Origin of the sequence: Natrialba sp. INN-245 (assembly GCF_009807105.1) — an archaeon.
Lineage (GTDB): Archaea > Halobacteriota > Halobacteria > Halobacteriales > Natrialbaceae > Natrarchaeobius > Natrarchaeobius swarupiae.
On record NZ_WUBV01000036.1, the window covers coordinates 220,645 to 239,720 of the forward strand.

Consider the following 19,076-nt stretch of genomic DNA (forward strand, 5'->3'; position numbering starts at 1 on the left):
CCGCTCGTCCCGACGACCGCGAGCGCCACCGGTGTGGGTTACGTATCGAACTCGAGATCACGGTCGCGACTCTGCCGGTTCTCCTCGCGGGCCTGGCGACGCCAGTGTTCGACGTCCTCGAGCGTCTCGGTCTCGAGCAGACGCTCGAGTTTGCGCTCGAACTGCTCGTCGGTCAACTCGCCCGCGGCGTACCGATCGCGGAGCGTCTCGAGGGCGTCGGCGTTGTTCGTCGGCCGACGTTCTGGTTCGGTGGCCATTCCCTCGTCGGTCGCGTCGTCCGCCGGTTCCCACTCCGATTGCGCCTCGGCGTCGTCGTCCGACCACTCCCACCATTCCTCACGATCTTCCTCGTCGCCGAACAGCAACGCGACCAGCGGGACGACGACGATGTACCCCACGAGCAAGAACGGAAGCCACCACCACTGGTTGGTAAACAACCCGACGAGCCAGATGCCGGTGACGATCGTCGCGATGATCCCCGTGACGTTCTCACGGAACCGCGTGGCGGGATCCTCGGCCATGTCGGGTCATACGAGCAGTGGGCCGAAAGTTGTTTCCACCAGACAGGCGGTAGAGCGAACGTCGTTTCCGCCGGAGCAGTCGCTTGAGGACGTTGTGGTCGGAGAACTGGGCTGGCGGTGGTCGTGCTTACGCGAGCGTCTCGCCGAGCGCCTCGAGTGCCGCCTCGCGGACGGCATCGCGTTCGCCTGGCAGGTACTCGACGTGACCGTCCGCACCGCCGACGACGCTAACGCCCGCATCCGGGGCGGCGTCGGCGATCGCCTCGCCGAGTTCTCGGACGTCGAGGGAGTCGCCTGCACGCGCGTACAGCTCGTCGTCACCGATTCCGAGCGTCACCGACGTCCCTTCGTCGCGACGGCGGTGAAGCGCATCGAGCAGGAGCGTCGTCGTCGGGAAGTTGTATCGGTGCGTAAAGGCGCCCGTATCGAGGACGGCGACGGTGACGCCGTCGACGTCTTCGATCTCGAGGTTCTCTCGAGCCGTCTCGAGTTCGGTCTCGAGTTTCGCCCGGAACTGCTCGGAGACGTGTGCGGCGAGGTCGCCATCTCGGGGTCGATCCGCGTCCTCGTCGCCGAACAACAGGTCGGCGACCAGTTCGCGCTTGTCCTTGTACGACTGGTAGTAGGCCTCGAGCGCGACGGCTTCGCGGCGTTCGGAGATCGCGGTCTCATCGTAGCCGGCCTCCGTCGCGAGCTCGAGATACGCCTCGGGAGCGTCCACCCAGTAGCTGACAGCTGGGAGATGCTCGACGTCCTCGCGGACGTCCTCGTTGATGTGAGCGGCGACGTTCGCTGCGAGCGCAGTCGAGGTCAGATCGGAGACGTCCGCCCCCGCAAGCGACGGCGCAACTGCGGTCGCGACTGCGTCGACGATCTCCTCGTCCGCTCGGCTGTCGTCGACGACGAGGGACTCGGCGTCGTACAGCGAGAGCAGGTCGTAGCCGTCGACGGATTCGACGGTCGACCCGGCGTCGACGAGCACCACGAGCGGGAGCTGTTCGCCGTGGCGATCCCGCGCCTCGAGCATGGTCGTAACGTCGTCGGTCGCGGCGTCCATCCCGTAGACGCGCCCGTCGAGGGGCCGACGCTCGAAGTAGTGGTACTCGGCGTCCTCTCGCGTGTGTTTCTCGCGGATCAACGGGAGGACGGCCCGTTCGATCGCCGCGCCGGCGACGTAGCCGTCCGCCGTCGCAGCGTGGCGGACGACGATTGGTCGAGCTTCGACGACGGCACGGCGGATCGCGGTTGCAGCATCTCCGACCTCGCTCTCGACGGCGGCGACCGCGTCGTGTTCGGCGAGCAAGCTGATCTCGGCCGGGCGCGCCTCGCGTTCGATCGCGTTCTCGAGCCGGTCGGCGACGGCGTCGGCGTCCTCGCCGTCAAGCACGTCGAGCGTCTCGGTTTCGACCTGCAGGTCGCCGTGGTGGCGTTCGACCTCGCCCTCTAAGGCGACGACGTCGTCGACGTCGACGTCGGGGTAGGCCCTGACGCCGGCTTCCTCGAACGCAGCGCACTCGACGGTGCCCGTCTCGTCTCGCAGCTCGAAGACCGTCGGGCCGCTCGTCTGGCGGACGCCGACGATCTCACCCTCGAGTCTGACGACGGTTCCGACCTGATCGTCGATGGCGTCGATCGTCGTCCGGTTGAGGGCGGGCTCTTCCTCGGGTTCGTCGCTGTCGGCGGCCGAAGTCGACGCGGCCGCCGTCTCGGTCGTGACGGAACCGCTTCCGCCGGCAACGGCCTCCGTCGTGGTCCCCGCGTCGGGGCTCGGCTGCTCGGACGGCTCCTCCTCGGAGACGGCGGCGTCCTCGGCTTCGTCGCCGTCGGTGCCCGGTTCGGTCTCCGAGTCCGATGGAGCGTCGGCTCCGTCCCCGGACTCTTCGGGCCGGAACTCGTTGTCGGCCGTCTCGATTAGCTGCCCGCGGAACTCTCGTTCGCGCTGGCGGATCGACCAGCCGAGGTCGACGTTGCCGTTGTCTCGAACGTCGAGTACCTGGACGAATACCTCGTCGCCGGGCTCCCAGTCGAGGCTCTCGAGTCGTTGATCTAGTTCGCTTCTGTGCAACAGACCGGTGACGTGATCTCCAACGTCGACAAAGACGCCGAAGTCGGCGTAGCCGTCGACGGTCCCCCGATAGTATCGGTTCGGGGTGAGCTGGGAGGCCGCGTTGCCGTGAAATTCGAACACGACATCCTCCTCGTGGCTCTCGCAGATTTCACCGTCAACGGGTATGCCGCAGATGATACAGTTACCCATCTACTCGGATCAAGCAGTTTCGTCCTAAAACTGTTGTCGAAATGCGTCCGATCCGCGTCCGCGCGCGATATCGGGGACGACAATCGTCAGATCACTCGAATACCGGTGACTCCTCCTCGAGTTCGTCGATCTCGTCGACGAGTTTCCTGACGTGGTCGGGAAACAGCGACACCTGTATCTCGTTTCCGTCCTCGTCCTCGAAGACGAGTTTGACGCGCTTGTCGCCGAACTCGCGGGCCTCGGCGTCCTCGACGTCGAACAGCTTGACCGTCGCCGACTTGTTCGTCGGACCAACGTTCTTGATCGATCCCTCGTTCAACTCCACCATGAACTCCTCGAGTGTGAGTGCGAGCATACCCGTCGTAGGAGCGGTGGGTAAAAAACGACACGGCATCGTCGGTGGCGGTCGTCGAGAACGCACCGACGCCGATCGCGTCGCGACCGGACCGCATGCGTGGTGTGTCAGTTCGCCTGCGGCGTGTGGGGGTTCCGATAGCTATCGCATAAATGTTGGTGATCGTACATTGCTCCGTTTCCCCGCCGGCTTCCCCCCTCATCAGTTTTAAGTCGACATCTGAGCAACTGTTGGACTGCTATGGAACTCACCTGGCACGGCCACTCGACGTGGCACGTCACCGTTGACGGAACGGAACTGCTGATCGATCCGTTCTTCGACAACCCGAAGACCGACCTCGAGGCGTCGGACGTCGACGATCCCGACTACGTGCTCCTGACCCACGGCCACGCGGACCACATCGCCCACGCCGGCGAGTTTACCGACGCGACGCTGGTCGCGACGCCGGAACTCGTCTCCTACTGCCAGGAGGAGTTCGGCTTCGAGGACGCCGTCGGCGGGATGGGGATGAACCTGGGGGGCACCGTCGAGTGTGGCGACGCGTACGTCACCATGGTTCGCGCCGACCACACCAACGGGATCATGACCGAGTACGAGGTCGACGCCGGCATGCCGGCCGGCTTCGTGATCTCCGACGCCCACCCGAACGAGGCGGACGCGGAGTCGACCACGCTCTACAACGCCGGGGACACCGCGTTGATGAGCGAGATGCGCGACGTCGTCGGCGACTATCTCGAGCCCGACGCCGCCATCGTTCCCATCGGCGACCACTTCACGATGGGGCCGCGACAGGCCGCCATCGCCGTCGACTGGCTCGACGTCGACCACGCCTTCCCACAACACTACGATACGTTCCCACCGATCGAACAGGACCCCCAGAATTTCGTCGACAACGTCGACGACGCCGAGGTCCACGTCCTCGAGGCGGACGAGTCGTTCGACCTCTCCTGAAGCCGGCGGTTCGTCGCATACGGTTTTCACTCGAGGACGTCGAGACGGCCGACGGGCTCTTGCCGGCGGTCGCCGTCCGACCGGACGTCGAGGTCGTCGACGCGGAGACGGCCGACGCCGAGGTCGACGATCGGGGACTCGTCGTGCTGGCCGCTGAACCCGAGACGCGACCCGACGCCGAACCCCAGCCTCGACCTCGAAACCAAACGTAGAAGTGGTTTTGGTGTGTTATTCTCGGCGTGGAATATACTCGAGATCACTTCGACTCCCTCTACGACGACGGCGACGGCGACCCGTGGGGGTTCTGGGAGAGCGAGTACGAAGCACAGAAGTACGACCGAACGATCGCACCGGTCCGCGACAGGCGCTCGAGCGACGAGATCGGATCGATCCTCGACCTCGGCTGTGGGAACGGCGCCGCGACGGCGACGGTCGCCGACGCGTTCCCCCACGCGGATGTGACCGGCGTCGACGTCTCCGAGCGGGCGCTGGAAACCGCTCGCGAACGGGCACCGGATCCGACCTACCGCCAGGCGGACGTCCTCGAGTTCGTCGCGGAGACCGACCGGACGTTCGACGTCGTCCTCGACATCGAGTGTCTCTGCTATCTCGCCGCGGACCACAGCGTCACTCGTCTGTTGCAGTTCGCGGACGACCTCCGCGACCTCCTCGCCGAGGACGGACTGTTCGTCTCGACGCACGTCCACATGCCCCGGGAAGACCAGCCGATGATCGAACAGGCGCGGACGGCCAGGACCGTTCGTGCCATCCTCGAGACGTCGTTCGAGACGGTCGGCCGCGACCGCTACGTCGAGTGCAAGCGAACGGCGCTCGATCCCGACGAGCCGTCGGAACAGCCCTACGAGGTCTGGGCGATGCGACCCCGTTCGTCGAGTACCCTGACGAATCGAGTCGACCGTAAGTCCCGGTGAAGTCGGCCGGTTCGCGCCGACCGATCGGCGCGGTGAGCCGGGACCAACGTTTACAGTACCGGGTGTGGATGTCTCGAGTGCCATGACGAAAGACGTCACCACCGTATCCGAGGAGGGATTCAGCGCCACGAACGAGGTTCGCGAGTTCGAGACGACGATCGACGCGACCGGCGAGGACGCACCGGACACCCTCGAGACGCTGCTCTCGACGTATGCGACCTGTTACGTCCCCGCGCTTCGCGTCGGCGGCCAACAGCGCGGCGTCGAGGAGATGGGGCGCATCGAGATCCACACCACGGGCGAACTCAACGACGACGACAAACTCGAGTCGATCGCGTTCGATGTCCGCGTCGAGACAGCGGTCGACGACGACACCGCCACGGAGGTCATCGAACGCGCAAACGAACTCTGCAAGGTCCACGATGCGCTAAAGACAGAGCTGCACGCGGAGACGTCCCTCGAGGGAGAGGCGTTCTGAACTTCGAAGTGTCCCGAGTGACCCCTCTCTGGGCGCACTCGAGGCCAGTCGACTCGTCCGTCGACGGTCCAACAGCCGTCGCCGATCACCGTTTGTATCAGATGCACAGAAAGAATAAGACAAACGGTGATGAGTGAACACCGTAGACGATGAACGATCCTGACGTCGTCGTCCTCCGGGAGGGGACGGAAGGGCTGTCGATGGAATCGTACGCTGAGACTCTCCGAGAGCGGGCCCCCGAACACACCGTTTCGCTCGCACGGACCCCGAGCGACGAGCGTAACCTCGTCTCCAGTGCCCGCGTCGTCACGGGAATTACGATCGACGAGGACCTCATCTCCCGAGCCGACCGCCTCGAGGTGTTCGCCTGTATGTTCGCGGGGACCGGCCACCTCCCGATGGACGCCCTCGAGCGCCACGGCGTCACCGTCACGAACGCGAGTGGCGTCAACGCCCCGGGGCTCGCCGAGCAGGCGATCGGCAACGTGTTGACCTTTGCCCGCCGGCTCCACGAGGGGTGGCGTCGGAAGCAAAACCGCGAGTGGCGTCACTTCCAGTCGGGTGAGCTCGCCGACAGCACGGTGACAATCGTCGGTCTCGGCTCGATCGGCCAGGCGATCGCCCACCGACTCGAGGGGTTCGAGGTCGACACCATCGGCATCCGCTATACGCCCTCGAAGGGCGGCCCGACCGACGAGGTGCTCGGCTTCGACGAGGCCGACGTCCACGACGCATTCGCCCGAAGCGAGTACGTCGTGCTCGCGTGTCCGCTGACCGACCTCACCCGGAGCCTGGTCGACGAGGCCGCTCTCGCGACGCTCCCGACGAACGCGGTCGTCGTCAACGTCGCTCGGGGCGGAGTCGTCGACACCGACGCGCTCGTTTCGGCACTCCGAACGGAAGACATACGCGGCGCGGCCCTGGACGTCACCGATCCCGAACCTCTGCCATCGGACCACGAGCTCTGGGGGCTCGAGAACTGCCTCATCACACCTCACACCGGCGGATACACGCCGAAATACTGGGATCGGCTGGCCGATATCGTCGCGCACAACCTCGAGGCACTCGAGGGCGACGGAGACTTCCGAAACGTCGTCTCTCGGCCGAACGCCGACTGACGATCCGGCCGCCCGGAAACGATCCCCTCATATGGTTTGCTGTAACGGTTTACCGGTGCGACCGCAGGACGAGTCGCGGTCGCACCGGAAATGACTCACAGCAGACGGTATCAGTCGATCACTGCACGTCGCGTTCGCCGTCGTCGTCCCAGCCACAGTCGGCCGGGTCGACCACCGCTTGCTCGGCCGTCACGCCGTTTTCGGAGACGAATAGTTCGGCTCGTGGTAGTTACGCCGTCCACCGTCGAGACGAATTCGAACCATCGTCGAGACGCGTTCGAACCACCGCCGATTAAGACGTGGCGGTTCGTCCCGCCGAACATGGCAGTACTCGAGACAGTCGTGATCGCGTTCTGGGCGATGTTGCCGGCGTACGTCCCCAACAACGCCGCCGTGCTGGCGGGCGGCGGCCGACCGATCGACGGTGGTCGGACGTGGGGAGAGAAGCGGGTGCTCGGTGACGGCAAGACCTGGCGTGGAACCGCCGCGGGAATCCTCGCCGGCGTCGCGCTCGCGGTGGTCCTGACGTATCTCGCGCCGACGGTCAGCGACCTCGTCGGGGTTGACGTGCCCGGATTCGTCCCTGGCGCGGCGGTCGGACTCGCCGCAGGGGCGATGCTGGGTGACATCCTCGCGTCGTTTCTCAAGCGCCGGACCGGCCGCCAGCGCGGCGCGATGTTCCCCGGTCTCGACCAGCTGGACTTCGTCGTCGTCTCGCTGCCCCTGACCGCACTGCTGGCAACCGAGTGGTTCCTCGAGGTCTTCACGCTCGGCGTGATCCTCGTCGTCGTCGTCCTGACGCCGATTCTGCACGTGACGACGAACGTGATCGCGTACAAACTCGGGCTGAAGAACGAACCCTGGTGACGGCGGTCGGCTTTTCGTCGCGGACGGCGCTCGGAACGCCTCGAGGTGACCGCTTACTCCGCCGGTGGTCTGACCCACCCGAGTCCGTTCACCACCGTCATTACGCAGCACACGACGAAACAGAACCCGAGGACCACGAAGACGATCGGAAAGTACGGCTCGGATTCGGGACCGTGTACCCCCCAGTACATCGCGCCGGCCGTCACGCCCAGAACGGCGAAGTAGACGGCGGTCACTGCGGCGACGGGGACGTCGACGTAGGTGACGATCGCCCGGTACACGTCGACGTCCGTGAGAACGTGGACGATCCCGGCGACCACCGCCGCGATCGCGACGACGGCGAGCAGCGGGAAAAAGCCGAAGAATCCCGAGAATCCAACGAGTATTCCGACGACGACGGCGTATCCGACGAGCGCGTCCGGAACGATCGACGGAATCGGGACTGCGGCCGAGGCGAGCAACACGACCCCCGTGGCGATCAGGTTCGCCCAGACGAGAAGTCTGTTCGATTCGTAGGCTTCGATCACGGCTATCTTTTCTAGCGTTTCGGCCAGCATTATATATGCGTTGGATCGAAGAACAAATCGATTTGCGGCGAATACGCCGACGGAAACCTGAACGGCGTCCCATTCGCCGCGCCTCTGTGCTCGGAGCGCCCGGACTGTTATCACACACTACGTGGTAGCGCCGGCCATGTCGCAGACTCGAGACGAGACGCTCGCCGGCGTCGACTCGCGAACGATCGAGACCGATCGCCTCGAGACGCACCTGATCGAATCGGGCGACGCTGTCGGGGAGGGGAAGACGGTCGTCTTCGTGCACGGGAACGTCTCCTCGTCGCGCTTTTTCGAGGATACCATCGCTGCCCTCCCGGACGACCACCACGCGATTGCACCGGATTTGCGCGGCTACGGCGACTCCGAGACGAAACCGGTCGACGCGACCGACGGCCTCGGCGACTTCCAGCGAGATCTGCGGGCGCTCCTCGAGCGAGTCGGCCCCACTGGATCCGTGACCCTCGTTGGCTGGTCGAACGGCGGCGGGGTCGCGATGGATTACGCCATCGACCACCCCGCGGACGTCGACTCGCTCGTCCTCGTCAATCCCGTTTCGCCGTACGGCTTCGGCGGAACGACGGATCTCGAGGGGACGCCCTGTTTCGAGGACTTCGCGGGCTCCGGCGGTGGTCTGGGCAACGAGGCGTTCGTCGAGGGGCTCGCGAACCGCGACCGGAGCGAGGGTGGTGAGAACTCGCCGCGGAAGATCCTCCGAACGTACTACGTCGGGCCGACCCACCAGTTCGACGAGGAACGCGAGGAATCGTATCTGACGGGGATGCTCGATACGGTGACCGGACCGGAGAACTATCCGGGCGACGCGAGCCAAAGCGATAACTGGCCCGGTGTCGCCCCCGGTGAAAGGGGAGTTAACAACGCCGTCTCGCCGAAGTACTGTGACCTCACCGGGATCACGGCGATCGATCCCGGCGAGAAGCCGCCGATCACCTGGATTCGCGGCGGCTCGGATCAGATCGTCTCCAACGAGTCGCTGTTCGACCTCGGAACGCTCGGCCGGATGGAACAACTCGCCGACTGGCCCGGCGACGACGTCTTCCCACCCCAGCCGATGGTCGACCAGACCCGTGCCGTCCTCGAGGAGTACGAAGACGCCGGCGGCGAGTTCGAGGAAGTCGTCTTCTCCAACACTGGCCACACGCCACACCTCGAGGTTCCCGGCGAGTTCCTCGAGCGTCTCGAGTCCGCTCTCGAGTAACGCGTCCAGTCGAGTTCACAAGCGTTGGTGACTCTCCTCTCGCTGAAATCGAACACACGGACCTCCGTCCCTTCGGTGATCGATTCCGCAGTCTGGCGTTCGGGCCAGGTCGAACTCGGCCGAGTTACTCGAGCGTTATGGGCCCGATTCCGTCGTTCCAGTGGAGTCGCTCGTTGAACAAAATCGGCAGCTCAGTCCATGTCAAATACTCCAATAGTTTCTCTTCGTCGACCGGCGTAAGCGGGGTAAACCCAGGTGAGAGATGTGTGTCAACAACTGACTCGAGGTCGGACGCGGATACTGTCCCGAGTTTGTACTCCTTCGTCGAGTAGGTCCGGATGCCGAATCCAAACTCGTGTTCGCTCCAGCGTTCCAGTTCGACAACACCTGGTGACCCACCGTCCGACTGTGCAATGTCCGCCGATCCATCGCCGACGATGAGATACTGCTCGCCGAGTGCGGTGTTCTGTTGGGCAATCTCGAGTGCTGCCCGGAGCGAAAAGCCGCGGTTGAGAAGCCGTGCGAAGGTTTCGCCTGCTTCGACGGCGTCCTCGTTGACGACGTCGCTGTAGGTACTGACACCACCGAACGCGCCGCGGCGGGTAAGCGCGAGCCCCTGTTCGTACGATCGGCAGGCGTTCAAGAAGAAGACCCCGAGATCGACCGACTCGAGGGTTCGAACGTCGAGGTTCCCATCCGGACACCGGATGCCGTCTTCGGTCGCGTGACCGATGTAATGGAGGAAGTCGTATCCGCCCTGGGTGAGGAGGGTCGCGAGTTGATCGGAGTCGACGCCGAACTCCGAGTGAATTTCGAACGGGAGTTCCTCGCGGGTGCCGTACGTCTCGTCGAGCAGGTCGTGTTCGTCGATCATCCGAGCGTCGTTACAGACGACCAGAATCTCGATCGATTCGCTACGGGCGTCCCGATTGATCTGATTTCGGTAGGCTTCGATCGTCGCCTTCGAGGCATTCTGTGGAATAGCGTCGCCAAACCACGCGTGTTCGACCGATTCGTCCCTAATCCGGGGAACGACGAACGCGGATTCGTCATCGTACGTGGATGGAGAGCGGTACTCAGCCGTCGAGCGGACGAGCTGTGCAGTGGTCGGTTCCAGCTGTGGAACCGTGTTCGGAGTCCGTCCACGGGATTCACGAATGATTCCGAGTTCGTTGACTACGAACGGGACTACTTCGACGCTATCCGGCTTGTCGGGAACGTAGGCCGTCAGTGGCCACCGCGGGGTGTGTGGGTCAATCACGTCGTACGGAATCTCGAGGTATCGCTCGAGACGAACCGGAAGCGGTTTGTCGTAGATGTCGACTAAATCGAAAGACAACTCGTCTTCCAGTGGCGCCCGTTCGATGATGTCGTACTGAAAAATACCTTCCGTCCGGGTCAGACAGTCGAGGAAGAAAAACCGTTTCAGGAGTTGGGCGATCTCGTCGCCGAACGTGTCGTCTGCAGCTAATGATCGCTCGAATAGGGGTGTTTCGAGTCTTGGATTCGGTCCCGTCCGGACCGTTGCTCCGAGAAAGAACGCGAGGGGTGCGGCCTGGTAGACCGCCAGGTATTCGTTCGGAACGACGAGTTCGACGTTACCATCCGGCCGATCGATCCCCTCCGGAACGTCGAGACGATCCCCTAGTTCGATCAACGGTGGGTGTCCACGAAGCGTCGGCCACGTCCGCTCGGGCGAGGTCGTTTTCAGTGCCGATGGAACCGCGGAGATCGCCTCCGCTACTGACTCGAGGTCCGGCGGCGTCGTAATCGTTCCGGCGGGTCGGTCGTGGGCCGACCGAGCACCGAGTTCCACCACGCCCTCTTGCTCGAGCGTGATCCGGAGTCCCGTGAGACTGATGTCGATCGTTCCCGGAACGTCGACTCGGACGTAGAGTTTGATCGGGGCGCTGACGCCGACGAACTGCGTCCGGTCGTCGAGTTCTGCCGTCTCACCCGCCTCGAAGTTCGAAATCGCCTGTCCCGTTTGGTCGTGGATCGTTACGGCATATCGGTGATCGAAGACGATCTCGTCGGTTTCGATCGTGCAGGTTTCGTCGACCGTAAAGCAAAACTCGTCGGGGTCGATCGATCCTGGCGAGACGGACGCGGACGTCTCGATCTGGAGATGGCGCTGTTCGAGGGAGTCGTGGACCTCGAGCCCAACCGGATTCGCCGTTGTTTCGAACTCGATCGTCATATCTCCTCGCGGCGCTACTGCGTCCATTTATCGTGCATCGACAAAAAGGGTGCCGTCGGTTGAAAGTCGTGTCCGGACAAACGTCCCGTTTCGAGCGCTCACCTCCTCTGCGTGTCGAATACGAGCCTACTCGTCAGGACCGAGGTCGGAGGCTCGATTCGCTGCTGGCGTGAGTGAGTTGAATACGTGCGTTGGAAACCTGAGTTCGATCGAACTGGGACGGCGACCGCTACCGGTGGTCGGTAACGGAACGCGCTCGATCACCCCTCGATCGGCGAGTTCGTACAGAAACCGTTTGACCGTTCCTGTGGTCAGCGACGACCGTGCTGCGATATCGTCCGCGACGTCGCGAACGGGCCGATCGGCCGGATCGATCGAAGCGAGCGTCGAGAGGACTTGTTGACGTGTTTCCGAGAGCGATAACGCCCGGTCGACGTGGACACAATCGTCGGGAACGCCGTCGATCGCACACTCCAGATGGCGGGGCTCGATCCGATCGCCGTCTGAGTCTGCGGCACAGTCTGCAGCACCGTAGAGTGCGGCGAGTGCATCGTGTGCGTTTCCATCGGCCCACTCCGACAGCGACCGAATCGATTCGTGGTCGACCGTTCCCGGCGAGAGCGACGTCGAGACGCGGTCGGTGAGGACGTCGACGAGTTCGTGTCCCCGATAGGGCGAGACGGGAATCGTCGTTCCGTCCCACCCATCGGGTTCCCCCCGGCCGACGGCAACCGTCGAACTACTATCGCAGACGGGATCGAGCAGCTCTCGAGCACGCCGGTACGAGAGCGTCTCGGGTTCGTCGTGGTGATCGACTGCAACGATCGCGCGGCGATCGCGACGGGCGAGTCGATCTTGGAGGCGGTCGCGAAGGGCATCGGTTCCGACGCCACTTTCGGGGATCGAATCGGTCGACAGCGCGGAGAGTACCGTTCGGTAGAACGCGAACTCACTCCGGACCCGGCGTGTATCGACGTAGACGAACCAGGTGATCGGTTCGGCCCTGGCGGCACGAGTCGTGGTCCCGATCGACCGACCAGTCTCGCCGAGACGGTCGTTCATCGCAGCAAACAGGGCGGCGACGATGGCCGACGTGCCGGACCCCGCGGGGCCGGTTACGGCGACAGATGACGGAAGACCGCCGTCGAACACCGGTTCGAATGCGTCCAATAGCTGCTCGAGGACGGGGCCGCGTCCGATCGGCTCCGACCGGTGGACGACGGGGCTTAGGTACTCGTAATCGACGACGATTCCGCTCCCCTCTCCTGCAGATCGACGACGGTCGATACGCTCGCGGAGTTGCATTACGTCGACTCCGCCGTCGGGTTCGTCCCGACGAGCGCCGCCTCGAGTATCTCGAGGGTGTGGGTGATTTCGTAGCCGGTTCCGTGTTCCATCTGCATCGAACAGGTCGGACACTCCGTCAGTCCCGCCGTGGCGTCGGCATCCGCCATGTGTTCGAACATTTCCTCCCCGATCTTCATGGAAGTTTCGTAGTTCTCCTCCTTCCACCCGTAAGTGCCGGAGATACCGGAACAGGAGTCACCCACGTCGTGGGCCTCGACGCCGTCGATCAACTCGAGGAGTTCGATCGTCTGCCCGTCGAGTCCCTGGTTGCGAGCGTGACACGGTGCGTGATAGGCGAACTCTTCGAACCGGCCGTCGTCGACCGATGCGTCCGCGAGCGCCGCCTCGAGATCCTCGTGGACTCGCAGATACTCGACGGCGTCCCAGGTGTTTGTGGCCACCTCGTCGGTACCCTCGAAGTCGAACAGTTCGGGGTACTCCTGGCGGATCGACATCGAGCAGGAGCTACAGGAGGCGACGACGTCCGCACCGTCGTCGATCGCGGCGGCGAGTTCGCGGACGTTCGTCTCGGCCGAGCGGCGGGCGTCCTCGAGCATCCCGTTTGCGAACATCGGCGTGCCAGAACAGTGCTGTTCGGGGACCAGAATTTCGTAGCCGAACTGTTCGTAGACGCGCACGAGAGCCTTCGCGACTTCGGGCGTGTTGTAGTTCGCATAACAGCCGTGGAAGTACGCGATTCGGTTGTTCTCGTCGTGGACCGCTGGGCCACCCCGCTTTCGCCACCACTCTCGGAAGGTCTCGGTCGCGAACGCGGGGAGTTCCCGCTCGCTCGTGATACCCATCGTCTTCTCGCCGAGCCATTTGGTGATCGACAGCCCCATGACGAAGTTCGCGGTCCGGGGGAACGCCGCACCCAGAGGTGCGAGTCGCCGATAGTTTGCGAGCATCCGGTTTCGAAGGTACTCGCGGGAGAGTTTGGTCATGTTCTCCTCGACGTACTCCCCGCGGGCGGTGTTGTGCATCTGTGAGAGGGGTACCTCGGAGGGACAGGCGCTGTCACAGCGCATACAGTTCGAACACTTCATCACCGACTCGTCGATGTCGTGATCGTCCTGGCGCTTGAGCCGCCACTGTTCGGGACCCTGGAACTTCGGGCCGGGGAACTCGTCGTCGACTTCGGCGACGGGACAGTTGGTGTCACACGTGGAGCACTTATAGCAGTCGTCCGCACCCGGCCGGAGATCCATCTCCTCGGCCTCGGGGAACACCTGAATCGGTTCGAACTCGCCGTCGTCCCGGCTTTGCTCGTCCGGTACACCCTCGTCCGTCGGTCGGTCTGTGTTACTCATACGCTCTCCCTCGCTGATCGATCGCGTTCGCCCGGACTCGGGGACGTGTCGGCCTCGGCTGGCTCACTCGAGCACAGACGCCCGCTCGAGTCGGCCCTGGCATCGATCATTCGCTTACCTCCGCGCTACGGGTTCCGGCGACGTATCCCGTCGCGATCGAGACCCCCCCGCCCGATTTCTCCGCCGCGTAGTCGTAGCCGCCCAGTACCGCTCCCGCCGCACGAAGGTTCGCAAACTCCGGCTCGCCGTCAGCGTCGAGCGGCCGGAGCTCGCGGTCCGGCTCGAGGCCGAACCGCGCGTACGGCTGTTCGCCGAAGACGTCGTCGACGAACCAGTCGTACCGGTCCTCGGCGTGGGGAACATGACAGTCGAATATCGGCTCGGCGACGCCCTCGCGGTCCGACTCGATCCCTTTGCCGACCAGCCCGCCGGTCGCGAGGACGTACTGATCCGCCCGGTGGGGGATTTCGGCGCCGTGTCGGTCGACGACGACGTGGTCGATCCGGGCGGTTCGACCGCCGTCATCACGCCCGCCGTTCGTCTCGTAATCGACGACGGGAACACCTGTGGTCACCCTGACACCCGCCTCCTCGAGTGCGTCGTACAGCAACTCCTCGAGGCGGATTCCGGGGAGACTCGGCGGCCCCATCGGGACCTCGAAGACGTCGGCACCGAGCGTGTCTGCCAGATCGGCTCGGACGTCGTCGGCTCGTTCGTCGCCGAGGATCGCGGGAAACCCGACCCGTGGCTCGCCCTCGAGGTGGTCTCGAACGGCCGCTGAGAGCGCCTCGCGCGCGCCCACCTCACCGGAGGAAGTCGAGACGGATTCGTTCCGGTCGAGGAGGTGGGCGTATCTGGTCACTTTTGCGTCGTCTCTGGTGATGCCGGGAAACCGCAGTGTCACGCCGCGGCAGTCGAAGGGGACGCCTGCGGCCTCGAGATGGGCCGCGGCGAGCGGCGCGTCGAAGTCGGGAAGCGTCTCGACGCCGACCAGCAGGGCGTCGCGGTCGTCGCTCGCCAGTCCGGGAGCCGTCGCGGCGGGGTAGCGGGCGGTCGGCTTGACCGTCCCGCCGTGGGTCGGGACGAGCGCGTTCCGATCGGTATGCCCACCCGCGTAGGCGTCCCCGACGATCCCGTCGAAAAACGACAGCGCATCGCGTACGGCGTCAATTCCGACGCGCTCGTAGGGGTGTCCGTGTGGAAGCTCCTCGAGCGCGTCGAACGGATCGGCCAGCGGGCCCTTGCCCGCGGGCGTGTACCCGAGTACGTCGATCAATCCGCTGGCGTGGCGGAGCGTACTCTGTTTGTAGGTGACGAGACGAACCCGTTTCGTGCCCGCGTTCGCGGCGGCCAGAGCGGCCGTCGCCCCGGCAAGACCACCGCCGATCACGAGGACGTCATCTTCGATCGCCATCTCAGCCATCCACCTCGAGTCCGTCGACCGACATCACTGACCCTCCCCCGCGTCGAACGCCGCATACTCGAGTGACTCCGAACCCGTCTCGAGCGCCGACGGCCCGGCGTTCGCGGGGTCCCGGTCGCGGTTCATCGTCGTCGCGTGCAGGGCGTAGTTCAACATCGCCTGCGAGAGCTGTTCGCCCCAGAGGGCGTGGCGTTGGCCCTTCCAGCGTTCGTCGAAGAGGTCGTCGAACGCCTCACGGACGGTCTCCTCGTCGTACTCGGGGTGGAGCTCGTTTGCCATCGGCCCACAGCAAAAGCCGCCCTGGCAGTTGCCCATCGACGCCCGGGTGCGGATACGGACCGCGTTCAGATCCGTTCCCGACTGGGAGATTGCGTCCTGTACCTCCGCGCGGGTCACCCCCTCGCAGCCACAGATCACCGGGTTCGGCTCGTCGGTCTCGAGGACGTCCCGCGACCGACTGCCGAGTCGCTTCGTGCTTCGGCGAGCGATCGGCGACCGGAGACCGAACTCGTCCATCCCGTCCTCGAGTCGCTCGAGGTTCTCGCTGCCGGGGAGTGGTTCCTCGGCGGTGGCACAGGTGGCGTCGACACCGAGTTCGGCGCAGACGTGATCGGCGATCTCCTCGGCCATCGCGCGGTAGGTGGTTAGCTTGCCGCCGACGATACTCGCCACTCCCGAGACGCCGTCGCGTTCGTCGTGATCGAGCAGGAAGAAATCGCGCGTGATATCGGTCGGGTCCTCGGTCTCTCTCCCCGGCGGCTCGTACAGCGGGCGAACGCCCCAGAACGAACGGATCGTTCGCGCCTCCGAGAGGATCGGAACGAGCTCCGAGAGCGTGTCGATCATCATGTCGACTTCCCACTCCTCCTCCGGGTAGTCGTCGGGATCGGTGACCTCCTCGTCGGTCGTCCCGAGGATGGCTGTCGTCTCGTGGGGGACGATGATATCCGCGTCGCCTTTCGGCCGACAGCGGTTGATGACCGTGTCGACCTGGCGGACGTTCATGATCGTCATCACGCCCTTCGAGGGCCGAACCGCGACCTCGAGGTCGGCCATCGCGGCGATCTGCCCGGCCCACGCGCCGGTCGCGTTGACGACGTACTCGGCGGTGATCTCCTCGGTGCTCCCCGGAACGCCGTGCGTTCGCCGGCCGGGTCCCGAGTCGTGACGGACCCGCACGCCGTAGACGTCGTCGCCCTCGCGCAGCAGGTCGATTACCTCCGCGTGGGTCTCGATTCGAGCGCCGTGGGTCTGGGCATCGAGTGCGTTCGCCACGCAGAGGCGGAACGGATCGACCGCGCCGTCGGGCACCTCGATGGCGCGTTTCACGTCGTTGGCGAGGTAGGGTTCGATCTCGCGAGCCTCCCGACCCGAGAGGGCACGTGTGGGGATCCCACACTCCCGACAGCCCTCGAGTTTCTCCCGGAAGTACGAATCCGGGTCCTCCGGCCGCTGGACGAACAGTCCGTCGGTCAACTCGACGCAGTGGCCGGCGATATCTCGGAGGACTTCGTTCTCCTCGATGCACTCGGTCGCACTCGCTCGATCGGAGACGGCGTACCGCCCACCGCTGTGTAAGAGACCGTGCATCCGGCCCGTAGTCCCGTGGGTTAGATTGCCTCGTTCGACGAGCGTGACCTCAAGGCCGCGCATCGCGAGATCGCGAGCGATGCCACAGCCCGTCGAGCCACCGCCGAGGACGAGGACCTCAGTATCGTATCCCATTCCTTTACTCGTAGGTTGGAAGCTCCCGCCCCTTTATTTTATCGACGGTCTCGGAGCGCCCGTACTAAATTATCGAACTCAGAGACCGCCGGAAGATAGGAGTTTGAACCACTCTAGGCGAGGGTTCTCCCCTAACCACAGGAGAAGACACAGCTAACGGGTGCGATCGCGACGACCGATAGCCGACTCCAGTATCTGGGGACGTCGTGGTCCGGCAAGACCAGTCGATCGTTGCTCGAGAGACGAGACCAGGGTTGGCCCACGTTCGACGACGACGTTGTGTCGATCGAGACACCCGCCTCCGATCGGACGAGCGCAACGTGAGACGGTGTAGCGCTAAACTCACAGCACACAACCGCTACAGAAGATATTCCCGGTAGTGACAGAGGAGAAACCGGATTTCGTACTAAAGGAAATTATAACTCACTCTGGCTGCAACGTCGAGATGCGAACTAGGTCTCCGCCACCCCACGGCGGTCGACACCCACCACCGTCACGTGACGATCCCGAGCCGTCCCGGTACATTATTCGCTCGAGGATTTGTTCCAAATTTTTGACTCATGGTGTGCGACCAACAATAAGTTATATAACTATTCATTATAGATTGGTGTACATGGGTCGAGATGACAGACCACGGTGCAGCATGTGTCGACGAAAGGTACTCCTCGGGACGGGAGCGGCGATGACGGCCGGTCTCGCAGGGTGTGCCGAAGAAGAGGAAGCGGGAGGGAACGGCACCGGGAACGGTAATGGCAACGGCAATGGGAATGGCAACGGCAACGGGGACGCCGGGGCCGACTTCGAGGAGTTCGATCCCGACGATCCGGTGTTCCCCCAGACGATGCAGACGTTGATGGACGACGGGTTCGTCACCGGTCGGATCGAGGACATCGAAGCGTTCGAAGAGCAAGACGAGCCCCACTACGGGGACCCCGTAACTGATCCAGACGACATCGAGGAGAACGATCCGGATACACTCCAGTTCGCGCTGACGCCGACGGAGGATCCAGCGCTGTACGCAGACATGCTCGATCCGCTTCTCGACAACATCGAGGAGGAAACCGGATACCCCGTCGAGAACAACATGGTCGACAGCTACGCGGCACAGGTCGAGGCGATGCGGGGAGATCAGCTCCACATCGCCGGCTTCTCGACCGGTGCAGTGCCGTTCGCAGTGAACCTGGCGGACGCGGTTCCGTTCGGCATCCAGGTTGCCGAGGAAGACGCCGGCTACCGACTGTGGGCGATCACACACATGGACAACGAGGACATCAACTCCGTGGAGGACTTCGCGGGGCGGACCGGTGCCCACGGTGACCCGGCATCGAACTCCGGTCATCTGATGCCGAACGCGCTGTTCCCGGAGCAGTTCGGCGTCGTCCCCGGCGAGGATTACGAGTTCGAACACGTCGGCAGTCACGAAAACGTCATTCTGTCGATCTACCACCAGGACAGCGAAGTCGCACCGGTCTGTAGTACCTGTGTGACTCGAGTCGCCGAACGTGGTGACGTCGATCCGACCGAGATCAAGGCTGTCTGGGCGAGCGATCCGATCCCGACCACCGCGTTCACGTACAAGGCGAACTTGCCCGTCGACGTGCAGGAAGGGATCGAACGGGCGTTCCTCGAACACGACTACTACGGAACCGAGTTCGCAGAGGAGTTCGAAGGACGCGGCGAGTTCGTCGAGATCGATTACGCGACCCACTGGCACAACATCCTGGTGACTCACGAGGACAACGACGTCGACCTCACGGACCCCGCCGAGATCTGATGAGACGATAAGTCGGGGTCGTTTCGTTTTCAAATTATAATTGAG

At 64.1% G+C, this 19,076-nt stretch carries 17 protein-coding genes; 7 read left to right on the forward strand and 10 right to left on the reverse strand.

Annotated elements, in window-relative coordinates; translation table 11 throughout:
• Window positions 1-38 precede the first annotated feature (38 nt).
• The 3 genes from GRS80_RS11575 to GRS80_RS11585 form a co-directional block, all read right to left on the reverse strand.
• The gene (locus GRS80_RS11575) at window positions 39-521 is read right to left on the reverse strand and encodes an SHOCT domain-containing protein (protein ID WP_160047677.1); all 483 of its coding nucleotides are present in this window, start codon (window positions 519-521) and stop codon (window positions 39-41) included.
• 127 nt (window positions 522-648) lie between these two features.
• Complete coding sequence (locus GRS80_RS11580) at window positions 649-2,778, reverse strand: OB-fold nucleic acid binding domain-containing protein (RefSeq protein WP_160047678.1); 2,130 nt, start codon at window positions 2,776-2,778, stop codon at window positions 649-651.
• Window positions 2,779-2,869: 91 nt separating this feature from the next.
• The gene (locus GRS80_RS11585) at window positions 2,870-3,133 is read right to left on the reverse strand and encodes a hypothetical protein (RefSeq protein WP_160047679.1); all 264 of its coding nucleotides are present in this window, start codon (window positions 3,131-3,133) and stop codon (window positions 2,870-2,872) included.
• A gap of 240 nt (window positions 3,134-3,373) precedes the next feature.
• On the opposite strand from GRS80_RS11585, the gene GRS80_RS11590 reads away from it, so the two are divergent.
• Window positions 3,374-4,084 (forward strand): metal-dependent hydrolase, encoded by a 711-nt coding sequence (locus tag GRS80_RS11590; RefSeq protein ID WP_160047680.1) that lies wholly within the window; start codon window positions 3,374-3,376, stop codon window positions 4,082-4,084.
• Window positions 4,085-4,110: 26 nt separating this feature from the next.
• Here the strand turns inward: GRS80_RS11590 and GRS80_RS11595 are convergent, their stop codons facing one another.
• Window positions 4,111-4,290, reverse strand: coding sequence for a hypothetical protein (locus tag GRS80_RS11595; RefSeq protein ID WP_160047681.1), 180 nt, complete (start codon window positions 4,288-4,290; stop codon window positions 4,111-4,113).
• 33 nt (window positions 4,291-4,323) lie between these two features.
• Between GRS80_RS11595 and GRS80_RS11600 the strand changes: the two genes are divergently transcribed.
• From GRS80_RS11600 to GRS80_RS11615, 4 genes are all read left to right on the forward strand, one after another.
• Complete coding sequence (locus tag GRS80_RS11600) at window positions 4,324-5,016, forward strand: class I SAM-dependent methyltransferase (RefSeq protein ID WP_160047682.1); 693 nt, start codon at window positions 4,324-4,326, stop codon at window positions 5,014-5,016.
• Window positions 5,017-5,098: 82 nt separating this feature from the next.
• Window positions 5,099-5,494 (forward strand): OsmC family protein, encoded by a 396-nt coding sequence (locus GRS80_RS11605; protein ID WP_149081529.1) that lies wholly within the window; start codon window positions 5,099-5,101, stop codon window positions 5,492-5,494.
• Between the two features lie 149 nt (window positions 5,495-5,643).
• On the forward strand, window positions 5,644-6,612 hold the full coding sequence (locus GRS80_RS11610) for a D-2-hydroxyacid dehydrogenase (protein ID WP_160047683.1): 969 nt from the start codon (window positions 5,644-5,646) through the stop codon (window positions 6,610-6,612).
• Between the two features lie 321 nt (window positions 6,613-6,933).
• Entirely contained in the window at window positions 6,934-7,479 is a 546-nt protein-coding gene (locus GRS80_RS11615; protein WP_160047684.1) for a CDP-2,3-bis-(O-geranylgeranyl)-sn-glycerol synthase, read from the forward strand.
• Window positions 7,480-7,532: 53 nt separating this feature from the next.
• On the opposite strand, the gene GRS80_RS11620 is transcribed toward GRS80_RS11615, so the two are convergent.
• Window positions 7,533-8,036: a hypothetical protein gene (locus GRS80_RS11620; protein ID WP_160047685.1), complete on the reverse strand. Its 504-nt coding sequence runs from the start codon at window positions 8,034-8,036 to the stop codon at window positions 7,533-7,535.
• A gap of 136 nt (window positions 8,037-8,172) precedes the next feature.
• Here GRS80_RS11620 and GRS80_RS11625 point away from each other — a divergent pair, with 136 nt between their 5' ends.
• Window positions 8,173-9,252: an alpha/beta hydrolase gene (locus GRS80_RS11625; RefSeq protein ID WP_160047686.1), complete on the forward strand. Its 1,080-nt coding sequence runs from the start codon at window positions 8,173-8,175 to the stop codon at window positions 9,250-9,252.
• Window positions 9,253-9,376: 124 nt separating this feature from the next.
• Here the strand turns inward: GRS80_RS11625 and GRS80_RS11630 are convergent, their stop codons facing one another.
• The 5 genes from GRS80_RS11630 to glpA all read right to left on the reverse strand — a co-directional run bounded on the left by GRS80_RS11630 (window position 9,377) and on the right by glpA (window position 17,257).
• Window positions 9,377-11,452 (reverse strand): hypothetical protein, encoded by a 2,076-nt coding sequence (locus tag GRS80_RS11630; protein WP_160047687.1) that lies wholly within the window; start codon window positions 11,450-11,452, stop codon window positions 9,377-9,379.
• Window positions 11,453-11,578: 126 nt separating this feature from the next.
• Window positions 11,579-12,757, reverse strand: coding sequence for an AAA family ATPase (locus GRS80_RS11635; protein ID WP_160047688.1), 1,179 nt, complete (start codon window positions 12,755-12,757; stop codon window positions 11,579-11,581).
• Window positions 12,757-14,109 (reverse strand): anaerobic glycerol-3-phosphate dehydrogenase subunit C, encoded by a 1,353-nt coding sequence (locus GRS80_RS11640; protein ID WP_160047689.1) that lies wholly within the window; start codon window positions 14,107-14,109, stop codon window positions 12,757-12,759. The genes GRS80_RS11635 and GRS80_RS11640 overlap by 1 nt, the downstream gene beginning before the upstream one ends.
• Before the next feature lie 106 nt (window positions 14,110-14,215).
• A complete protein-coding gene (gene glpB, locus GRS80_RS11645; protein ID WP_160047690.1) occupies window positions 14,216-15,523 on the reverse strand; it encodes a glycerol-3-phosphate dehydrogenase subunit GlpB in 1,308 nt (435 codons plus the stop codon).
• A 33-nt stretch (window positions 15,524-15,556) separates the two neighbouring features.
• Window positions 15,557-17,257: an anaerobic glycerol-3-phosphate dehydrogenase subunit GlpA gene (gene glpA / locus GRS80_RS11650; protein ID WP_160047691.1), complete on the reverse strand. Its 1,701-nt coding sequence runs from the start codon at window positions 17,255-17,257 to the stop codon at window positions 15,557-15,559.
• A gap of 643 nt (window positions 17,258-17,900) precedes the next feature.
• On the opposite strand from glpA, the gene phnD reads away from it, so the two are divergent.
• On the forward strand, window positions 17,901-19,031 hold the full coding sequence (gene phnD / locus GRS80_RS11655; protein ID WP_160047692.1) for a phosphate/phosphite/phosphonate ABC transporter substrate-binding protein: 1,131 nt from the start codon (window positions 17,901-17,903) through the stop codon (window positions 19,029-19,031).
• The last annotated feature ends 45 nt before the right edge of the window (window positions 19,032-19,076 follow it).

Coding starts and splice junctions, on each gene's coding strand:
- GRS80_RS11575 (WP_160047677.1), bottom strand. CDS start 521: ATGGCCGAGGATCCCGCCACGCGGTTCCGTGAGAACGTCACGGGGATC.
- GRS80_RS11610 (WP_160047683.1), top strand. CDS start 5,644: ATGAACGATCCTGACGTCGTCGTCCTCCGGGAGGGGACGGAAGGGCTG.
- GRS80_RS11625 (WP_160047686.1), top strand. CDS start 8,173: ATGTCGCAGACTCGAGACGAGACGCTCGCCGGCGTCGACTCGCGAACG.
- GRS80_RS11615 (WP_160047684.1), top strand. CDS start 6,934: ATGGCAGTACTCGAGACAGTCGTGATCGCGTTCTGGGCGATGTTGCCG.
- glpB (WP_160047690.1), bottom strand. CDS start 15,523: ATGGCGATCGAAGATGACGTCCTCGTGATCGGCGGTGGTCTTGCCGGG.
- GRS80_RS11620 (WP_160047685.1), bottom strand. CDS start 8,036: ATGCTGGCCGAAACGCTAGAAAAGATAGCCGTGATCGAAGCCTACGAA.
- GRS80_RS11580 (WP_160047678.1), bottom strand. CDS start 2,778: ATGGGTAACTGTATCATCTGCGGCATACCCGTTGACGGTGAAATCTGC.
- GRS80_RS11585 (WP_160047679.1), bottom strand. CDS start 3,133: ATGCTCGCACTCACACTCGAGGAGTTCATGGTGGAGTTGAACGAGGGA.
- GRS80_RS11640 (WP_160047689.1), bottom strand. CDS start 14,109: ATGAGTAACACAGACCGACCGACGGACGAGGGTGTACCGGACGAGCAA.
- GRS80_RS11630 (WP_160047687.1), bottom strand. CDS start 11,452: ATGACGATCGAGTTCGAAACAACGGCGAATCCGGTTGGGCTCGAGGTC.
- glpA (WP_160047691.1), bottom strand. CDS start 17,257: ATGGGATACGATACTGAGGTCCTCGTCCTCGGCGGTGGCTCGACGGGC.
- phnD (WP_160047692.1), top strand. CDS start 17,901: ATGTGTCGACGAAAGGTACTCCTCGGGACGGGAGCGGCGATGACGGCC.
- GRS80_RS11635 (WP_160047688.1), bottom strand. CDS start 12,757: ATGCAACTCCGCGAGCGTATCGACCGTCGTCGATCTGCAGGAGAGGGG.
- GRS80_RS11590 (WP_160047680.1), top strand. CDS start 3,374: ATGGAACTCACCTGGCACGGCCACTCGACGTGGCACGTCACCGTTGAC.
- GRS80_RS11605 (WP_149081529.1), top strand. CDS start 5,099: ATGACGAAAGACGTCACCACCGTATCCGAGGAGGGATTCAGCGCCACG.